Below are 19616 nucleotides of genomic sequence, written 5' to 3'. Positions count from 1 at the left end.
CGGGGCTCTAGAGAGGCGTCACTCTCGATGACGCGGTACCACCGGCCCTTCAAAGGCTGGAGATGAACACCACAATCACGCCCAGTGGCGCAATGAAGCGCGATACCAACGTCCAGACCTTGGCACCGGTATCACCCAATCCCAGCTCCTGACGCACGCCTTCACGATCCAGTACCCAGGCGACGAAGATGATCGCCATCAGGCCCGTCAACGGCAGCAGATACTTGCTGGTCAAGACGTCGAGGAAGTCGAAGACGTTGAAGCCGAGAATCAGCACGTCACTCCATACGTTGAAGGCGAGCAAGGCGGCAACGCCCAGAACCCAGGTCGCCACTCCGGCCACCAGGGTCGAGCCGACACGCGACAATGGCGTGCGCTCCTCGACGAACTCCACCACGGGTTCCAGCAGCGAAATTGCCGACGTCAGGGCGGCGAAGGTCAACAGCAGGAAGAACATCAAGCCCAGGATGACGCCGCCTCCCATGTTGCCGAAAGCCAGCGGCAGGGTAACGAAGATCAGTCCCGGTCCGGAATCCAGATCGAGGCCATTGGCGAAGACGATGGGGAAGATCGCCAGGCCGGCAACCAGGGCCACCACGGTATCGAGGATGATCACCGTGCGGGCAGTCTTGAGCAGGTTGACCTCCTTACCCAGATAGGAGCCATAGGCCATCATGATGCCCATGCCCAGCGAGAGGGTGAAAAAGGCCTGCCCCATGGCAGCCAGCACGACACCGCCATTCAGAGCGCCGAAATCGGGATTGAACATGAACCCGAGTGCTTCACCGAAGTGACCGGTGGTCATGCCGTAGCCCACCAGTACCAGCAACAAAACGCCCAGCGCAGGCATCAGGGTACGCACAGCACCCTCCAGCCCCTTGGTCACGCCGCGAGCGACGATACCGATCACCAGCAGCATGAAGACCGAATGCCCCAGCAACAGAAGCCCGGGGTTGCCCAGCATGCCGTTGAACAATGCACCGATGCCATCGGCATCCTGGCCGCTGAAGGCGCCGGTCACCGAGCTCAGGGTGTAATACAGTGACCAGCCACCGATCACGCTGTAGAACGACAGGATAAGGAAGGCCCCGAGAATGCCGCTGATGCCCACGATCATCCAGATACGTGGCTGCCCCACTGACTTGGCCAGGTCAGACATGGCATTGGCCGGATTATTCTGGCCACGGCGACCGATCAGCCATTCCGCCACCAGGACCGGTAGCCCCACCAAGGCGATACACAGCAGGTAGACCAGCACGAAGGCAGCGCCACCGCTGTCGCCCACCATGTAGGGAAATTTCCAGATATTGCCCAGGCCGACCGCGGACCCCGTCGCCGCGAGGATGAAGGTCAGCCGGGATGACCATTGTGCGTGGGAGAGTTTCGACATGTTTCACCTTGAGAGTGCGTGTCGTCATCGATCGATCGGATGCAATGACGGCGTTGTGCTTGTAGTCGTCACGTCCGCGGTGCATCGGATCACGAACCACCGCTTTCAAGGGCATGACAGGTGCCGAGCAGGATCGCTGCCAGGACGGCGTCCCGCCACCGTTCGTACAACGTAACGGGAACCTCGAGGGGCGCAGACAAGATCACCCTGGATAAGAGTGAATGCCCGCAATACCCCGTGGCAAGTGACGATCAAGCCGTAAAAATATCCGATCATACGCTTGATGGCCAGCCATCGACATGCCGTGTCGCTTGTCGAAAACGCTCAGAACAGCTCGACCTGCCGCTCTCCGGGAAACTCAGGCAGGAGTGGCGATCCGATCTGTGCGGCAAGGGCATCGTGGAGCCGTCGCGCCATCTGTGGCGCATGTCGATTATCGGCGGTATGCACAAAGAGAAAAGGGGTTATCCCCTGTTTTATCCACAACGCCAACCTGTCGATCCAGGGTTGGAAGTAACGTGCATTGATCTCGGCATCGACATGACCAATGAATCGTACGACAGGAAAATTTCCTGTGGAAATCACGTGTAACGGACGCTTTGGCTTTTCACCCTGAGCCTTGATCATGCCGGGATGGCCCTGTGGCGATGTAGAGAACAGAGGGCGAACATCGAGCATGACACGATTGGCACCTTGACTTATCAACAACCTGTTGAGTTCTTGCTCAGCCGCCCCCTTGTGGAAAAATTCACTGTGGCGAACCTCGACCCCGCAGGGAATGTCGCTTGGCCAGCGTGACAGCAATGCCTGCAGCTTGGGGAGTTCTTCGGCGCAGAAGTCCCGTGGCAACTGAACCATCAACGGGCCAAGCCTTCCTTGCAGGGGCGAGAGCGCCTCGAGAAAGGCGTCGAATGAGGCCTCGATGTCTTCCAGACGACGTTCATGCGTCAAGCTTGACGGCAGCTTGAAGCAGAATCGGAAATCGGCTGGTACCTGGCGAGCCCAGGCCGCCACGGTTTCCGCCTTCGGGGTCCCGCTATAAAAGGTCGTGTTCCCCTCGACGGCAGAAAATATCCTGGCGTAATCGCCGAGATGACCATCCGTGCCTCCATGGGGTGGATACAGGCTGCCCCGCCAGGCATCGTTGGCCCACATCGGCAGCCCCAGGTGAAGTTGTCCGCTCATCGTTGCATGTCCACCCAGGCCCTCGTTGGGATCGATCCTTCTCGGTGCATACACCGAGCGGCATACTATACCCAGCCACCACGCCCTCGATCACCCTTTCCGTTGATGTGCCGGCTTCCCCTCCCGCCATGCCGCCCTTCCCGGGGCTTCATTGGTGCGGCTTTCTGATGGTACAAATTGTCGCACGACACCATATATCCAGATCGTGTGCTATTTTCTTACCATATGTTGTATAATTGAAGGGTCGCTGCCATGGTAGCGACGTGTCGGATTCCGACCAGATGGGTTGTGTTGAAACTGTTTTAAGCGAGAATCTATATCATGTTCATTAAGATTTACAGCTCACCCGATTGCATGCAGTGCCACGCCACCTACCGCGCCCTCGACAAGCAAGGCCTCGACTACACCGTCGTGGACATCAGCAAGGAGCCCGAGGCCGCCAACACTGTCCGGGAACTCGGCTATCGCCAGTTACCCGTGGTGGTCGCCGCTGACGAGCACTGGTCCGGCTTCCGCCCGGAGCGCATTCGTCAGTTGGCCAGCTGACAGCGGAGACAAGCGTGAGCGAATTGGTCTATTTCTCGACGCGATCGGGCAACACACGGCGTTTCGTGGAGAAGCTCGGCTTGCCCGCCCAACGGATACCGTTGAGCCGCGATGAACAGGCCCTGCGCGTGCATCGCCCTTTCGTGCTGGTGGTCCCCACCTATGGCGATGGCGATCCACGCACGGCTGTGCCGGCTCCGGTGATCCGCTTTCTCAACGATGCGCATAACCGCGCTCTGATTCGCGGCGTGGTGGCGGGCGGAAATACCAACTTCGGCAGCGCTTACTGCCTGGCGGGCCACGTCATTGCCCACAAGTGCCAGGTACCGTTGCTTCATCGCTTCGAGCTGATGGGCACCCCCGAGGATGTCGCCAAGGTACGCGAATGCCTGGCCACGGAGATCAACGATGCTGGATGACACCCTGACCCACCCCGACCAAACAGAGGAAAAGGCAATGGCCACCGCCGAGACGCCGAAGGTACTGGACTTTCACGCGCTCAACGCCATGCTCAACCTCTATGACGCCGACGGTCGTCTGCAACTGGAAGCCGACAAGGAAGCGGCGCGTCAGTACTTTCTCCAGCACGTCAACCAGAACACGGTGTTCTTCCACACCCTGGAAGAGAAGCTGGATTACCTGGTCGAGGAAGGCTACTACGAAGGCGATGTGCTCGCGCAGTACGAGGCGAGCTTCGTCAAGTCGTTGTTCGATCAGGCCTATGCCCTGAAGTTTCGCTTCCAGAGCTTCCTCGGCGCCTTCAAGTACTACACCAGCTACACGCTCAAGACCTTCGATGGTCAGCGCTACCTGGAACGCTTCGAGGATCGCGTCTGCATGGTTGCCCTGACCCTGGCCCGCGGCGACGAGGCGCTGGCCCGGACCCTGGTCGACGAGATCCTCCATGGCCGCTTCCAGCCCGCCACTCCGACCTTCCTCAACTGCGGCAAGCGCCAGCGCGGCGAGCTGGTCTCGTGCTTTCTGCTGCGAATCGAGGACAACATGGAATCGATCGGCCGCGCCATCAACTCCGCGCTGCAGTTGTCCAAGCGTGGCGGCGGGGTGGCCTTTTCGCTCAGCAATGTGCGCGAGGCCGGCGCTCCCATCAAGCGCATCGCCAACCAGTCGTCGGGCGTCATCCCGATCATGAAACTGCTGGAAGATGCCTTCTCGTACGCCAACCAGTTGGGCGCACGCCAGGGCGCCGGGGCGGTCTACCTCAATGCGCACCATCCCGACATCCTGCGTTTTCTGGATACCAAGCGCGAGAATGCCGACGAAAAGATCCGTATCAAGACACTGTCGCTTGGGGTCGTGATTCCCGACATCACGTTCGAGCTGGCCAAGCGCAACGAGTCGATGTACCTGTTCTCGCCCTATGATGTCGAACGTGTCTATGGCGTGCCCTTCGGCGATATCAGCGTGACCGAGAAGTACCAGGAAATGGTCGACGATGCGCGCATCCGCAAGACCAAGACCAATGCCCGGGAACTCTTCCAGACACTCGCCGAACTGCAGTTCGAGTCCGGCTACCCCTATGTGCTGTTCGAAGATACCGCCAACCGCGACAATCCCATCGCCGGGCGCATCAACATGAGCAACCTGTGTTCGGAGATCCTGCAGGTCAATTCGCCCAGTGTGTACGACGATGATCTGGGGTATCGCCAAACCGGCGAGGATATCTCTTGCAACCTGGGCTCGCTCAACATCGCGCGGGTCATGGACTCGCCGGATTTCGGCGCCAGTGTCGAAACCGCCGTGCGTGCGCTGAGCGCGGTCTCCGAGATGAGCGATATCCGTTCGGTCCCCTCGATCGCCGAGGCCAATGCCCGCTCCCATGCCATCGGCCTGGGGCAGATGAACCTGCACGGTTTCCTGGCCCGCGAGCACATCCATTACGGTTCCGAAGAAGGTCTGGATTTCACCAACCTCTATTTCTACACCGTTACTTATCATGCCGTACGCGCCTCGAACCGGCTGGCCATCGAGCGCGGCGAGAGCTTCGCCGGCTTCGAGGACTCGGCCTACGCCAGCGGCAGCTACTTCGACAAGTACACCGACCGCGAGTGGCAACCCAGAACTCAGCGGGTCCGCGAGCTCTTCGACAAGGCCGGCATCCGGATACCCACGCGCGAGGACTGGCGCGAGCTCAAGGCCTCGGTCATGCGCCACGGCCTGTTCAACCGCAACCTGCAGGCGGTACCGCCGACCGGCTCGATTTCCTACATCAATCACGCCACCTCGAGCATTCACCCGGTGGTGTCGAAGATCGAGATCCGCAAGGAAGGCAAGCTGGGCCGCGTCTACTATCCGGCTCCCTACTTGAACGATGACAACCAGGACTACTATCGCGACGCCTACGAGATCGGTCCCGAGAAGATCATCGATACCTATGCCGAAGCCACCCAGCACGTCGATCAGGGCCTGTCGCTGACACTGTTCTTCCGCGATACCGCCACCACGCGGGACATCAATCGCGCCCAGATCTATGCCTGGCGCAAGGGCATCAAGACGATCTACTACGTTCGGCTGCGCCAGGCGGCCCTGGAAGGCACGGAGGTGGAAGGGTGTGTGTCCTGCACCCTCTGAGAGAGCTTTGACAAACTCTCGATGACAGTCGGCGCCGGAGGCAAGGCCTCGCTTCGCCTTGTCCCCGGAAAGCCGCCTCCTGATGGTTTTTTACTTCTCTCGGGGCGCTACCACGCCTCGCATGACAACCGGATGAGATGAACGCCATGACCGCTCGACTGAAACGCGTCGATGCCATCAACTGGAACCGCCTCCAGGACGACAAGGACCTCGAGGTCTGGAACCGGCTTACCAGCAACTTCTGGCTGCCGGAAAAGATTCCACTGTCCAACGACGTGCCATCGTGGAATACCCTCAGCGAACGCGAGCAGCAACTGACCATCCGGGTCTTCACCGGCCTGACGCTGCTCGACACCATCCAGGGCACAATCGGCGCACCGGTGTTGATCAATGATGCCGTGACGCCTCATGAAGAGGCCGTGTTCACCAACATCAGCTTCATGGAATCAGTGCATGCACGTTCCTACAGCTCGATCTTCTCGACGCTGTGCGCGACCCGCGATGTCGACGACGCCTATCGCTGGAGCGAGGAAAACCCGCACCTGCAGAACAAGGCGGAACTGATCCTGGAACGTTATCGCACCGACGATCCGCTGATGCGCAAGGTCGCCAGCGTGTTCCTCGAGTCCTTCCTGTTCTACTCGGGGTTCTACCTGCCGATGTACTGGTCGAGCCGCGGCAAGCTGACCAATACCGCCGACCTGATTCGCCTGATCATCCGCGATGAAGCGGTGCATGGCTATTACATCGGCTACAAGTTCCAGCTCGCCCTGGAGAAGGAATCCGCCGAGCGCCAGCGCCAGATCAAGGACACCACCTACGATCTGCTGCTCGACCTCTACGACAACGAGGTTCAGTACACCGAGTCTCTCTACGACGACGTCGGCCTGACCGAGGACGTCAAGGCATTCTTGCACTACAACGCCAACAAGGCGTTGATGAACCTGGGATATGAAGCGCTGTTCCCGAACGCCACCGAGGCCGTCGACCCGGCCATCCTGGCCGCACTCTCGCCGGGTGCCGAAGAGAATCACGACTTCTTCTCGGGCTCCGGTTCCTCCTATGTGATCGGCCGTACCGAGCGGACAGAGGACGAAGACTGGGCCTTTTAACCCTCACGGTGACGGAAGGCTCTTCACCAAAATAGTAACGCCGGGGCTTCTACCCCGGCGTTCTTGCATGAGGAACCCCCAATGCCGCGTTGGCCATGCGACCAGGCTCGGCCTACTCCACCGTGACGGACTTGGCCAAGTTACGGGGCTGATCCACGTCAGTGCCCTTGAGCACCGCGACATGGTAGGACAACAGCTGCAGCGGCAGGGTGTAGAGAATCGGCGCCAGCGCATCTTCGATGGGTGGCAGGTGCAGCACCCGGATACCATCATCGTTGGCCAGGCCAACGCCTTCGTCGGCAAAGACGAAGAGTTCGCCACCACGTGCCCTGACCTCCTGGAGATTCGACTTCAGCTTATCGAGCAACTCGTCATTGGGCGCCACCGAGATTACCGGCATGTCGCTGTCGACCAGCGCCAGGGGGCCATGCTTGAGCTCTCCCGCCGGGTAGGCCTCGGCGTGGATATAGGAAATTTCCTTGAGCTTGAGCGCCCCTTCCAGCGCCACCGGGAAGTGGGCACCACGGCCGAGGAAGAGAGCATGGTGCTTCTCGGCGAAGGCCGTGGATAAGTCTTCGATCTCCGCATCCAGCGCCAGGACCCGCTCGACCCGCGCAGGAAGACCGCGCAAGGCCTCGACCAGGCTCGCCTGTTCCTCGGCATCCTGGCCATGAACGCGGCCGAGGGCCAGGGTCAGCAACATCAAGGCAGTCAACTGGGTAGTGAAAGCCTTGGTCGAGGCCACACCGATCTCCGGTCCGGCCCGGGTCATCAGTGTCAGGTCGGACTCCCGTGCCAGGGAGCTGCCCGGCACGTTGCAGATCGCCAGGCTGCCCAGGTAATTCCTTGCCTTGGCAAAACGCAGTGCCGCCAGGGTATCGGCAGTCTCGCCGGATTGGGAAAGCGTCACGAACAGCGTGTTCTCGGGCACCACCACGCGGCGATAGCGATACTCGGAGGCGACCTCCACCTGTACCGGTATGCCGGCATAACGCTCGAGCCAGTAGCGGGCCACGAGACCGGCATGATAGCTGGTTCCGCAGGCCACCAGATGGATCTGGGCAACCTGTGCCAACAACGCCTCGGCATCGGGTCCGAAACTTTCCACCAGCACCGAGCGATCGCCGAGCCGCCCCTCTAGAGTCTCGGCAATGACCGCCGGCTGCTCGTGGATTTCCTTGAGCATGAAATGGCGATACTCGCCCTTGCTGGCGCTGCCATCACCATGCTCGAAGGTCCGGACCTCGCGCTCGACGGCCTGTCCCGAGGCATCGAAGATCTCGATACCACCGCCAGCAGAGAGCCGTACCGCATCGCCCTCCTCAAGGTAGATGAAGCGATCGGTGACCTGCAGCAGAGCCAACGGATCCGAGGCCAGGAAGGCTTCCTCGATCCCGACCCCGACCACCAGGGGACTGCCCTGGCGCGCACCGATCACCACGTCCGGCTCGTCGGCATGGATCACCCCCAGGGCATAGGCGCCATCGAGTCGCGCGATCACGCGCTGTACCGCCGTCAGCAGATCCCTCGAACGGGCTTCGCGCTCGATCAGATGCGCAATGACCTCGGTATCGGTCTGGGAGGTGAAGTCGTAACCGGCACTCTCCAGCTCGGCACGCAGGGACTCATGGTTCTCGATGATGCCATTGTGCACCACCGCCAGACGCTCACCCGACTGGTGGGGATGGGCATTTTCTTCGCTGGGACGCCCATGGGTCGCCCAGCGGGTATGCGCGATGCCGCTGTAACCACTGAGCGGTGACGCCTCCAGCTTTTCCTCGAGCGCCGCGACCTTGCCCAGGGCACGGCGTCGCTGCAGGCGCCCGTCGGGGCCCCGCACGACCATGCCTGCCGAATCATAACCGCGATACTCCAGGCGCTTGAGCCCCTCTCGCAGGATGCCTTGCACATTGCGTTGCGCCACGGCGCCGACGATGCCGCACATAACTTCTCCTCAATCATCCCTGCGCTTGTCGGGACGTTTCCAGTCAGCCTTGCTGATCACCCTCGACCGCTCGACCGCCAGGGTATTGTCAGAAACATCGCGATCAATGGTGGAACCGGCCCCCACGGTGGCTCCCTTGCCCACGCTGACGGGAGCCACGAGGGCGGTGTTGGAACCGATGAAGGCATCATCATCGATCTCGGTGCGGTGCTTGTTGGCGCCGTCGTAATTGCAGGTGATGGTCCCCGCTCCCACGTTGACACCCCGCCCGAGGCGAGCGTCGCCGACATAGCTCAAGTGGTTGATCTTGGAGCCTTCGCCGACCTCGGCATTCTTGGTCTCGACGAAATTGCCGATCCTGGCGCCGACCGCCAGGCGAGTCCCCGGACGCAGGCGAGCAAAGGGCCCGAGCCGATTGTGGCCAGCCACCACGGCCCCCTCGACGACACTATGGGATTCGATGATCGTCTCGGCACCAATATGGCTGTCGCGAATCACGCAGTGTGGGCCGACGCGCACCCCTTCTCCCAGTTCGACGTCTCCCTCGAAGATACAGCCGACATCGATCTCGACATCATGGCCGCACTTGAGGCTACCCCGGACATCCAGACGCGACGGGTCGCGCAGGGCCACGCCCTGTGCCATCAACGACTCGGCAATGTCGCTCTGCAGGACGCGCTCCAGCCGGGCCATCTGGCTGCGGTCGTTGACCCCTTCCACCTCGACCGGTCGCGATGGCTGGGCAGTGGTCACCTTCACACCCTCGGCAGCAGCCATGGCGATGACATCGGTGAGATAGTATTCGCCCTGAGCGTTCTCGGCCGACAGACGAGGCAACCAGCGGTGCAGCTGGGCGGCGGTCATGGCCATGATGCCGGTATTGCACTCACGTACCGCACGTTGCTGTTCATCGGCATCCTTCTGTTCGACGATGGCCACTGCCTCGCCGGCCTCGTCACGCAGGATCCGCCCATAACCCGTAGGATCCTCCAGGGTCACCGTCAATAGCCCCATGTGCTGTTCATCGACAGGCGCCAGCAGAGCACGCAGCGTATCGCGCCGGATCAAGGGAACATCACCATAGAGCACCAGCACCTTGCCATCACCGAGTCCATCGAGTGCCTGGGCGACGGCATGGCCGGTACCCTTCTGCTCGGCCTGCATGACGAAATGTACCGGACACTCGGCCAACGCCTCGCGCAACCGTTCGGCGCCATGTCCGACCACCACGTGGGTCCGTTCGGCCTCGAGTCCCGAGGTGGTATCGAGTATATGGCGCACCATCGGCTTGCCGGCCAGCGGGTGCAGTACCTTGGGCAGTGAAGAGCGCATGCGCGTCCCCTTGCCCGCCGCGAGTATCACCACATCGAGGGTCATCGTGACTCCTTGTCCACTCATCAGATCCGGTTCATTCTAGGCGTCGGCCATGTCACTGGCCATCTGGTTCTTTCCTTTGCCTTCATCAGCGGCCATGCTTGCGTTGTCGGAGGCCTTCACCACCTCGATTCCCAGCCTGTCGACCAGGTCTTGGCCGAAGTATGCCGCAAAGGCGGGGCTTGCCAGACTCTGCCAGCCATCTCCCTGACGCACCAGCATCAACACCGCCAGGTCGTGTCGCTGGGCCAAGGTCATGCCCTCACGCTCGCCGAGCACCGTCATGGCCGTGGCCCAGGCATCGGCCCGGGCATTGGAAGGATCAATGATCGTCACCGAGGCAAGACGATGCTGGATCGGTCGGCCGGTACGCGGATCGATGGTATGCGAGTAGCGGCGTCCATCCGCCTCGAAGTAATTGCGATAGTCGCCCGAGGTGGCCACCGAGGTGTCCTCCAGGGGCAAAACGTGCTCCGCCTGGGGGCGGCCATTGCGCGGTACTTCGACACCGATGCGCCAAGGCTCGTCCGCTCCATCGCGATGGCCATCCACCTTGACCTCGCCTCCCAGATTGACCAGGTAGTTCTCCACCCCTTGATCGGCCAGATAGGCCGCGACACGGTCAGTGGCATACCCCTTGGCCACGCCGGAAAGATCGACGAAGACATCCTTCAAACGCCGTGCACGATTCGAGGCCACATCGAGCTCCAGCGTCTCCATGCCGACCTCGGCAAGACGCTGCTCGATGAGGGCATCGGAGGGCACTTCCTCGGGACGTGCCTCGGGACCGAAACTCCACAGGTTGACCAGCCCACCCACGGTGACATCGAAGGCACCGCCACTGGCTTCGCCCACTGACCGGGCGATATCCATCACGTGGATCAGCGGTGCAGAAAGCGTCTGCCACTCATCCACCGGCGACTTGTTGAAAGCCACCAGTTCGGCGTCATCGCGATAGGTCGACATCGAGGCGTCCACCGCCTCCAGTTCGTCGAGAATGCCCTGCTCCAGTGCATCACGACGCTCGGCAGTGATCGGATCGGCAATGGTCACCTGATAGAAGGTACCGAAGATATCGCCCTGCAAGGTGACGGGCGCTTCCAGCTTCCGTTCCGAGCAACCGGCCAGCAAGATGGCCAGCAGCATTATCAGGAAAGCCAGGTAACGTTTGGAAAGTGACATGACAAAACTCCAGAAGGAACCTAACCAGCGAACAGGATGAGCGCCGGGGACAAGGCAGAGCGAGGGTCATCCGCCAGGGAGTGGCGGATGTAGCGCCCAGGGATGGGTTTACAGCGCCCTCGCGAAGACTTGTCGCCGAACAGCTCATCCTATCTCCGGCTCGATGAAGTACTGACTCATCCAAACAGCCAGATCAGGGCAAACCCCAGAATGAGACGATAGATCACGAAGGGCTGCATCCCGATTCGCTTGATGAAGGCCAGGAAGAAGTGGATACACAGGTAGGCACTGATCCCCGACAGCACTGCCCCCACCAGCATGGCTATCCAGTCTACCGGCAACGGTGAACGGATCAGCTCCAGCGCTTCGAGCCCCCCGGCCAGCACGATCACCGGAATCGACAACAGGAAGGAAAAGCGTGCCGCGGCTTCCCGGGTCAACCCCAGCATCAGTGCGGCAGTCATGGTGATACCGGAACGCGAGGTGCCGGGAATCAACGCCAGGGCCTGCGCCAGTCCGATCCACAATGCATCGCGCCAGCCCATCCGATACTCGTTGCGCCGGCCACGATGACGCCAGTCGACGTAGCCGAGCACCACACCGAAGACGATCAGGCCGCCGGCCAACACCAACGGAGAACGCATCGCGTCCTCGATGACATCCTTGAATGCCAGGCCAACCACACAGACCGGAATCGTCGCCAGCACCACCCACCAGGCCAGGCGAGCGTCCTCATCGGTGCCGCGACCGGCCAGACTGCCGCACCAGCTTTTCGTCATGGCCGTGAGCTCGTCGCGAAAATACAGCACCACTGCCGTCAAGCTGCCGAGATGCAGTGCCACATCAAACGCCAATCCCTGGTCCGGCCAGTCGGTCAACACCGGAACCAGGATCAGGTGAGCGGAACTGGAAACCGGCAGGAACTCGGTCAGTCCCTGGACAATGGAAAGCAGAACGATCTGTAGCCAATCCATGAGGCACTCTATCTCAGGGTGGGAAGCGTCGCCCGCGGGCAATCGGGGCTTGAGGATACACATCCCACCTCCCACTGTCCGCCCTATCAGCCACCAGAAAGGATCAAGGTGGCAAAACTGAAGTAGATCAACACGCCGGACGCATCGATCAAGGTGGTTACCAAGGGCGCCGAGGCAGTTGCCGGATCCCAGCCGAACCGATCGAGCACGAAAGGCAGGCACATGCCGAGCAGACTGCCGAACAGCACGATCGAGATCATGCTCACCGCCACCACCAGCGCCACCGCTTCACCGCCGCGCATCACGCCGATCGGCGCCACCGCCAGGGCCATGGTCAGCCCCAGCGACCCCGCGACCAGCAGCTCGCGTCCCAGCAGCTTGCCCCAGTCACGAACCCCGACATCCCCGGTAGCCATGCCCCGCACCATCAGGGTCGCGGCCTGAGCGCCGGCGTTGCCGCCACTGCCGATCAACAGCGGCAGGAAGAACACCAGGGCGACCTGAGCGGCGATGGTCTCCTCAAAGTGCGCGATGCCGGCTCCCGACAGCAGATTGCCGAATACCAGCAGCACCAGCCATGTCACTCGCTTGCGATAGAGGCTGAGCAAAGGGACTCGACTGACACCGTCTTCAAGCTGGCCGATGGACATCCCCTTGTGGATATCTTCGGTGGCCTCGGACTCGACCACGTCCAGAGCATCATCGTGAGTGACAATACCGACCAGCCGATGTTCCTCGTCGACCACCGGCACCGCCAGCATGTCGTAACGCGCCACGAGCCGGGCCACCTCTTCCTGGGGCGTATCCACGGTGGCGTGAATGACATCACGGATCATCAACTCATCGACCCGAGCCCCGGGGCGGGCCACCATCAACTGGCGCAACGACATGGTGCCGGCCGGGCGACCCTCGGCATCCAGCACATAGAGCTGATAGACCGTCTCCGCGTCAGGTGCGGTCTGACGGACACGCATCATCGCCCGCGAGACGGTCATGCCCATGGGAATCGCCACATAGTCGGACGTCATCAAGGCCCCGGCAGTTCCCTCCTCGTAACTGGCCAGGCGCATGAGTTCTTCCCGTTCCCGGTGTGCCATGCGGCGCAGGAGAACCTCGCGGCGATCCTCGCCGAGTACCTTGAACAGGTCGGCTCGCTCGTCGGCCCCCATCTCCTCGAGCACTGCCTGCAACTTGTCATCGCGCATGGCAGCCGTGAAGGTGAGCTGTTCCTCGCCATGCAAATGGCCAAGCACGCTGGCCTGGCGTTCCAGAGGCAGGCTATCCAGCAAGGCTCGGCCGCGCAGCTCATCATCCTGATCGAGCAGTTCCTGCAGAATCTCGGCGATATCCGCCGAACGCAGTTCGGGCAACTGGGCGTTCAGCTGCCCCTGATCGTCCATTTCCAGAGCATGGAGCAGTTCTTCCTTGTGTTGCTCGAGGGACTCGCTGAGTGGCATGGATAGTGTCTCCGTCGGCACGACACGATACGAACACGAAAACGCCTCCCGAAATGAATCCGGGAGGCGCCCTCGTCAATCACGCTCGGCGTGGCGCTGGCGTCAGCCGCGACCCGCCTTGCGACGCAGCTGCTGGATGGTACGCAACTGGGCCATGGCTTCGGCCAACTCGGCCGCGGCGCGAGTATAGTCCAGCTCCGCGGTCTTGTCGTTCATGGCCTGAAGCGCCTCCTGGCGGGCCTTCTCGGCGGCGGCCTCGTCAAGATCATCGGCACGCACGGCGGTATCGGCCAGCACGGTGACCACATCGGGCTGCACCTCGAGGAAGCCCCCCGAGACGTAGAAGTGATCCTCCTCACCCCCGCCTCGGACGATACGTACCGGCCCGGGCGCCAACTCGGTCAGCAGCGGCGTGTGGCCACCGAGGATACCGAGATCCCCCATGCAGCCGGCCGCCACGACCTGCTCGGCTTCGCCGGAGTAGATCGACGCCTCGGCGCTGACGACCTCGCATCTGATGCTTTTCGTCATGATGACGTCTCCCAGGTGGAGGGATTACTTCATCTGGTTGGCTTTCTCGACGGCCTCGTCGATGGTGCCGACCATGTAGAAGGCCTGCTCCGGCAGCTCGTCGTACTCGCCGTCGAGGATACCCTGGAACCCGCGGATAGTCTCCTTGAGAGAGACATACTTGCCGGGAGAACCGGTGAACACCTCGGCAACGAAGAACGGCTGCGACAGGAAGCGCTGGATCTTGCGCGCCCGAGCCACGGAAAGCTTGTCCTCGTCGGACAGCTCGTCCATGCCCAGGATGGCAATGATGTCCTTGAGCTCCTTGTAGCGCTGCAGCACGCCCTGTACACCACGAGCGACCTTGTAGTGCTCCTCGCCGATGACCAGCGGATCCAGCTGACGAGAGGTGGAATCCAGCGGGTCGATGGCCGGGTAGATACCCAGCTCGGCGATGGAACGCGCCAGTACCACGGTGGCGTCAAGGTGCGAGAAGGTGGTCGCCGGCGACGGGTCGGTCAGGTCGTCCGCGGGAACGTAGACCGCCTGCACGGACGTGATGGAGCCCGTCTTGGTGGAGGTGATGCGCTCCTGCAGGACACCCATCTCCTCGGCCAGAGTCGGCTGATAGCCCACCGCGGACGGCATGCGGCCCAGCAGTGCGGACACCTCGGTACCGGCCAGGGTGTAACGGTAGATGTTGTCGACGAACAGCAGCACGTCGCGGCCTTCATCGCGGAACTTCTCGGCGATGGTCAGACCGGTCAGCGCCACGCGCAGGCGGTTGCCCGGCGGCTCGTTCATCTGGCCGTAGACCAGGGAGACCTTGTCGAGAACGTTGGACTCCTGCATCTCGTGATAGAAGTCGTTGCCCTCACGGGTCCGCTCACCGACACCGGCAAAGACGGAGTAACCGCTGTGCTCGGTGGCGATGTTGCGGATCAGCTCCATCATGTTGACGGTCTTGCCGACGCCGGCGCCGCCGAACAGGCCAACCTTGCCGCCCTTGGCGAAGGGACAGACCAGGTCGATGACCTTGATGCCGGTCTCCAGCAGCTCTTCGGTGGCCGCCTGATCCGCGTAGCCGGGCGCCTTGCGGTGGATCGGCATGCGCTCTTGCTCACCGATCTCGCCAGCCTCGTCGATCGGCTCGCCCAGCACGTTCATGATGCGGCCCAGTGTCTCCTTGCCTACCGGCACGGAAATGGCGGCACCGGTGTTGTCGATCTCGAGACCGCGTTTGAGCCCCTCGGTGGAGCCCATGGCGATGGTGCGCACCACGCCGTCGCCCAGCTGCTGCTGGACCTCAAGGATGGTCTCGCTGTTCGAGACCGTCAGCGCGTCGTAGACCTTGGGCACTTCGTCCCGCGGAAACTCTACGTCAATCACCGCGCCGATGATTTGTACGATACGTCCGCTCATCTTGGTTCCTCTCAAAGTACCTGCAAATGAAACCTGTATGCCTGGCGCTATACGGCGGCGGCGCCACCGACGATCTCGGAAATTTCCTGGGTAATGGCCGCTTGACGGGCCTTGTTGTACACCAGTTCCAGGTCGTCGATCAGGTTGCCGGCGTTGTCGGTGGCACTCTTCATCGCGATCATGCGTGCGGCCTGCTCGCAGGCCACGTTCTCGACCACCGCCTGATAGACCTGCGCCTCGACGAAGCGCACGAGCAGGCTATCCAGCAGCGCCTTGGCATCCGGCTCATACAGGTAGTCCCAGCTACTGGGACGCTCGAATTCCTCGTCGTCCTGCGCCTCGGTACCCATGTCGGTAGACAGCGGCAACAGCTGACGGACCACCGGTTTCTGGGTCATGGTGTTGACGAATTCGTTGAACACCACATAAAGGCGGTCCAGCTTGCCCTCGTCGTAGGCATCCAGCATCACCTTGACGCTGCCGATCAGATCCTCGGCCCGGGGCGCCTCGCCCAGCCCGCTCTTGGCCGCCACGAGGTTTCCGCCGTACTTGCGGAAGAACGTGCTCGCCTTGCTGCCAAGCGTGCAGAAATCAAGCTCTGCCCCCTGGTCATGCCAGGCCTTGGCTTCCTTGACGACGGACTTGAACAGGTTGACGTTCAAGCCACCGCACAGTCCGCGGTCGCTGGACACCACGATGAAACCGACACGCTTGACCTCGCGCTCTTCCATCCACGGATGCTTGTATTCCGGGTTGGCATCGGCGAGATGGCCCACGACCTTGCGGATCTGCTTGGCGTAGGGCTGGCTGGCCCGCATGCGGTCCTGCGCCTTGCGCATCTTCGACGCAGCGACCATTTCCATGGCGCTGGTGATCTTCTGCGTGTTCTTGATACTCCCGATCTGGGAGCGAATCTCTTTTGCGGCTGCCATAGCGATCTACCCTTGTTCGTGGACTCAGAAAGCTCCATGGCCCGCTCCGAAGAGCGGGCCGGCGGATTACCAGCTCTGAGTCGCCTTGAACTTGTCGAGACCTTCCTTCAAGCCGCTCTTGATCTCGTCGCTGTAGTCGCCACTCTGGTTGATCTTGTCGAGCAGTTCGGCGTACTCGGACTTCATGAAGTCCTGCAAGGCACGCTCGAAATCAAGTACCTTCTTGACCTCGACATCTTCCAGATAGCCTTCGTTGGCGGCATACAGGGAAACGGCCATTTCGGCCACGGACATCGGCGCGTACTGATGCTGCTTCATCAGCTCGGTGACCCGCTGGCCGTGCTCCAGCTGCTTGCGGGTGGCCTCATCCAGATCGGAAGCGAACTGGGCGAAGGCCGCCAGCTCACGATACTGGGCCAGGGCCAGACGCACGCTGCCGCCGAGCTTCTTGATGATCTTGGTCTGCGCCGAGCCACCCACGCGGGATACCGACAGGCCGGCGTTGATCGCCGGACGGACGCCCGAGTTGAACAGATCGGTTTCCAGGAATATCTGACCGTCGGTGATGGAGATCACGTTGGTCGGTACGAACGCGGAGACGTCGCCGCCCTGGGTCTCGATGATCGGCAGCGCGGTCAATGAACCGGTCTTGCCCTTCACCTCGCCGTTAGTGGCCTTCTCGACATAATCAGCATTCACGCGAGCGGCACGCTCGAGCAGACGCGAGTGGAGGTAGAAGACATCACCCGGGAAGGCCTCGCGGCCCGGCGGACGACGCAGCAACAGGGAAACCTGACGATAGGCCACGGCCTGCTTGGAGAGATCGTCATAGACGATCAGGGCGTCTTCACCGCGATCGCGGAAGTACTCGCCCATGGTGCAGCCTGAATAGGCCGCGAGGAACTGCATCGGAGCCGGATCGGCGGCGCCGGCGGCAACCACGATGGTGTGCTCCATGGCGCCATGCTCTTCGAGCTTGCGCACCACGTTGGCAATCGTCGACTGCTTCTGACCGATGGCCACGTAGACGCAGGTGACGTCTTTGCCCTTCTGGTTGATGATGGCATCGATGGCGATGGCGGACTTGCCGATCTGGCGGTCGCCGATGATCAGCTCACGCTGACCACGACCGATCGGCACCATGGAATCGATCGACTTGAAGCCGGTCTGGATCGGCTCGTCGACGGACTGACGGGTGATGACGCCCGGAGCCACCTTCTCGACCGCATCGGTCTTGTCGGTGCCCAGCTCACCCTTGCCATCGATCGGGTTGCCCAGGGCATCGACCACGCGACCACGCAGTTCCGGGCCTACCGGCACTTCAAGGATGCGCCCGGTGCACTGGGCGGTCATGCCCTCTTCGAGCTGCAGATAATCCCCCAGTACCACGGCGCCGACATTGTCGCGCTCGAGGTTCAGCGTCATGCCATAGATGCCGCCGGGGAACTCGATCATCTCGCCGAACATCGCGTCGGCAAGACCGTGGATCTGCACGATACCGTCAGACACGCTGACGATGGTGCCCTGATTGCGGGCTTCGGATGCGACATCCAGCTTCTCGATACGCTGCTTGATGATGTCGCTGATCTCGGAAGGATTCAGTTGCTGCATGCCATGTCCCTCAGACTCAGGCGGAAAGGGCCTCACGGAGGCGATTCAGTCGACCACGCACCGATCCGTCGATGACGGTATCGCCGGCACGCAGGACAACGCCGCCCAGAAGGCTGCTATCCACCTGAGTGGTAATGGAGATTTCGCGGTTCAAACGCTTGGCCAGCGCACTCGCGAGCGTTTGTTGCTGCGCGTCGTCCAGCGGGAAGGCGGAGACGATGTCCACGTCCATACGCTCCTCCTGCTGGGCCTTGAGCAGTGCGAACTGCTCGGCGATGGCCGGCAGAGCCGCCAGGCGGCCCTTCTGACCGACCTGGAAAAGGAAGTTGCGCAGCTCGTCGTTCACGGCATCACCGCAGATATCGACGAGCAGGTCCACCTTCTGCGCGCTGGTCAGCCGCGGGTTGCCGAGCACCTGCCGACGCAGGTCATCGTTGCCGACGGCCTGCGCCACGCTGTCGAGCATGCCGGCCCAGTCTTCGAGTGCCTGGTGTTCAGTGGCGTACTCGAAGACTGCCTTGGCATAGGGGCGAGCGACAGTTGACAGTTGCGCCATGGGTCACCTCCTCAAAGCTCTTCAGCGAGTTTGTCGACGAGCTTCGCGTGCTGCTTCTCGTCAATGGAGGATTCCAGAATGCGCTCTGCCCCCACGATAGCGAGCCGCGATACCTGTCCACGCAGCTCTTCCTTCGCGCGGTTGACTTCCTGATCTATCTCGGTCTTGGCATTGGCGATCATGCGCTCGCCTTCCTGGCGGGCCTGCTCACGTGCCTCGTCGATCATCTGGTTGGACCGCTTATGGGCGTTTTCCAGAATCTCAGCCGCCTGCTCCTTGCTCTCACGCAGCGTCTCCTCGGCCTGTTGCTCGGCCAATTCGAGGTCACGTGCAGCACGGCTCGCAGCGTCCAGGCCATCGGCGATCTTTTTCTGGCGCTCGTGAAGCGCATTGTTGATCGGTGGCCACACGTACTTTATGCAAAACCAGACAAAGATCGCGAAGGCGATCATTTGTCCGATAAGCGTCATGTTGATATTCACAAGGACGTACCTCTGACAGATTCGTGGCGACCGGAAACAAGCAAACCGAGCGCAGCGCGCTCGGTGTGCAATTCGTTAGCCGGCAACAACGAAGATCAGGTACATCGCGATACCCACACCGATCATCGGCACGGCGTCCAGCAGGCCAGCCATCAGGAAGGTCTTGGTCTGCAGCTGGTTGGCCAGCTCCGGCTGACGGGCAGTCGTCTCGAGCAACTTGCCCCCCAGCAGTGCGAAGCCGATACCAGTGCCCAGAGCGCCCAGACCGATCATGAGAGAGGCGGCGATGTAGACGAGTTCCATGGTGATACTCCTATCGAGTTGAGGTTAAGGTTCAAGGGTTTATCAG

General features: G+C 61.5%; 18 protein-coding genes. 4 read left to right on the top strand and 14 right to left on the bottom strand.

What is annotated here, in order from left to right; all coding sequences use genetic code 11:
* Positions 1–49 precede the first annotated feature (49 nt).
* Positions 50–1390, bottom strand: coding sequence for a sodium-dependent transporter (locus tag HSDC_RS10765; protein WP_064699945.1), 1341 nt, complete (start codon positions 1388–1390; stop codon positions 50–52).
* Between the two features lie 324 nt (positions 1391–1714).
* Entirely contained in the window at positions 1715–2575 is an 861-nt protein-coding gene (locus tag HSDC_RS10760; RefSeq protein WP_064699944.1) for a DUF72 domain-containing protein, read from the bottom strand.
* Between the two features lie 321 nt (positions 2576–2896).
* Here HSDC_RS10760 and nrdH point away from each other — a divergent pair, with 321 nt between their 5' ends.
* From nrdH to nrdF, 4 genes are all read left to right on the top strand, one after another.
* Entirely contained in the window at positions 2897–3121 is a 225-nt protein-coding gene (gene nrdH, locus HSDC_RS10755; RefSeq protein ID WP_064699943.1) for a glutaredoxin-like protein NrdH, read from the top strand.
* A 14-nt stretch (positions 3122–3135) separates the two neighbouring features.
* Positions 3136–3540 carry a class Ib ribonucleoside-diphosphate reductase assembly flavoprotein NrdI gene (nrdI, locus tag HSDC_RS10750; protein WP_064699942.1) on the top strand — a complete coding sequence of 135 codons (405 nt, stop codon included), beginning with the start codon at positions 3136–3138 and terminating at the stop codon, positions 3538–3540.
* Positions 3530–5710 (top strand): class 1b ribonucleoside-diphosphate reductase subunit alpha, encoded by a 2181-nt coding sequence (gene nrdE / locus HSDC_RS10745; protein ID WP_244534483.1) that lies wholly within the window; start codon positions 3530–3532, stop codon positions 5708–5710. The genes nrdI and nrdE overlap by 11 nt, the downstream gene beginning before the upstream one ends.
* Before the next feature lie 137 nt (positions 5711–5847).
* Positions 5848–6822 (top strand): class 1b ribonucleoside-diphosphate reductase subunit beta, encoded by a 975-nt coding sequence (gene nrdF / locus HSDC_RS10740; protein WP_064699941.1) that lies wholly within the window; start codon positions 5848–5850, stop codon positions 6820–6822.
* Between the two features lie 112 nt (positions 6823–6934).
* Here the strand turns inward: nrdF and glmS are convergent, their stop codons facing one another.
* The 12 genes from glmS to atpE all read right to left on the bottom strand — a co-directional run bounded on the left by glmS (position 6935) and on the right by atpE (position 19570).
* Entirely contained in the window at positions 6935–8767 is a 1833-nt protein-coding gene (gene glmS / locus HSDC_RS10735; RefSeq protein WP_064699940.1) for a glutamine--fructose-6-phosphate transaminase (isomerizing), read from the bottom strand.
* 9 nt (positions 8768–8776) lie between these two features.
* Entirely contained in the window at positions 8777–10144 is a 1368-nt protein-coding gene (glmU, locus tag HSDC_RS10730; protein ID WP_064699939.1) for a bifunctional UDP-N-acetylglucosamine diphosphorylase/glucosamine-1-phosphate N-acetyltransferase GlmU, read from the bottom strand.
* A gap of 36 nt (positions 10145–10180) precedes the next feature.
* Complete coding sequence (locus HSDC_RS10725; RefSeq protein ID WP_064699938.1) at positions 10181–11323, bottom strand: FAD:protein FMN transferase; 1143 nt, start codon at positions 11321–11323, stop codon at positions 10181–10183.
* A gap of 176 nt (positions 11324–11499) precedes the next feature.
* Positions 11500–12297, bottom strand: a complete 798-nt coding sequence (locus HSDC_RS10720) for an undecaprenyl-diphosphate phosphatase (RefSeq protein WP_064699937.1) — start codon at positions 12295–12297, stop codon at positions 11500–11502.
* A gap of 86 nt (positions 12298–12383) precedes the next feature.
* Complete coding sequence (mgtE, locus tag HSDC_RS10715) at positions 12384–13754, bottom strand: magnesium transporter (protein ID WP_064699936.1); 1371 nt, start codon at positions 13752–13754, stop codon at positions 12384–12386.
* Between the two features lie 102 nt (positions 13755–13856).
* Complete coding sequence (locus HSDC_RS10710; RefSeq protein WP_064699935.1) at positions 13857–14285, bottom strand: F0F1 ATP synthase subunit epsilon; 429 nt, start codon at positions 14283–14285, stop codon at positions 13857–13859.
* A gap of 24 nt (positions 14286–14309) precedes the next feature.
* Positions 14310–15686 (bottom strand): F0F1 ATP synthase subunit beta, encoded by a 1377-nt coding sequence (gene atpD / locus HSDC_RS10705; protein WP_064699934.1) that lies wholly within the window; start codon positions 15684–15686, stop codon positions 14310–14312.
* Positions 15687–15733: 47 nt separating this feature from the next.
* Complete coding sequence (gene atpG / locus HSDC_RS10700; protein ID WP_064699933.1) at positions 15734–16618, bottom strand: F0F1 ATP synthase subunit gamma; 885 nt, start codon at positions 16616–16618, stop codon at positions 15734–15736.
* Between the two features lie 66 nt (positions 16619–16684).
* The gene (gene atpA / locus HSDC_RS10695) at positions 16685–18229 is read right to left on the bottom strand and encodes a F0F1 ATP synthase subunit alpha (RefSeq protein WP_064699932.1); all 1545 of its coding nucleotides are present in this window, start codon (positions 18227–18229) and stop codon (positions 16685–16687) included.
* A 16-nt stretch (positions 18230–18245) separates the two neighbouring features.
* Positions 18246–18785 carry a F0F1 ATP synthase subunit delta gene (locus tag HSDC_RS10690; protein ID WP_064699931.1) on the bottom strand — a complete coding sequence of 180 codons (540 nt, stop codon included), beginning with the start codon at positions 18783–18785 and terminating at the stop codon, positions 18246–18248.
* 11 nt (positions 18786–18796) lie between these two features.
* A complete protein-coding gene (locus HSDC_RS10685) occupies positions 18797–19267 on the bottom strand; it encodes a F0F1 ATP synthase subunit B (RefSeq protein ID WP_064699930.1) in 471 nt (156 codons plus the stop codon).
* A 75-nt stretch (positions 19268–19342) separates the two neighbouring features.
* Positions 19343–19570, bottom strand: coding sequence for a F0F1 ATP synthase subunit C (gene atpE / locus HSDC_RS10680; RefSeq protein WP_064699929.1), 228 nt, complete (start codon positions 19568–19570; stop codon positions 19343–19345).
* Positions 19571–19616: the final 46 nt, after the last annotated feature.

It is taken from the genome of Halomonas caseinilytica (genome assembly GCF_001662285.1).
GTDB classification, from domain to species: Bacteria; Pseudomonadota; Gammaproteobacteria; order Pseudomonadales; family Halomonadaceae; genus Halomonas; species Halomonas caseinilytica.
The sequence above is the reverse complement of the archived record's forward strand: the minus strand, read 5'-3'. Positions and strand labels throughout refer to the sequence as shown.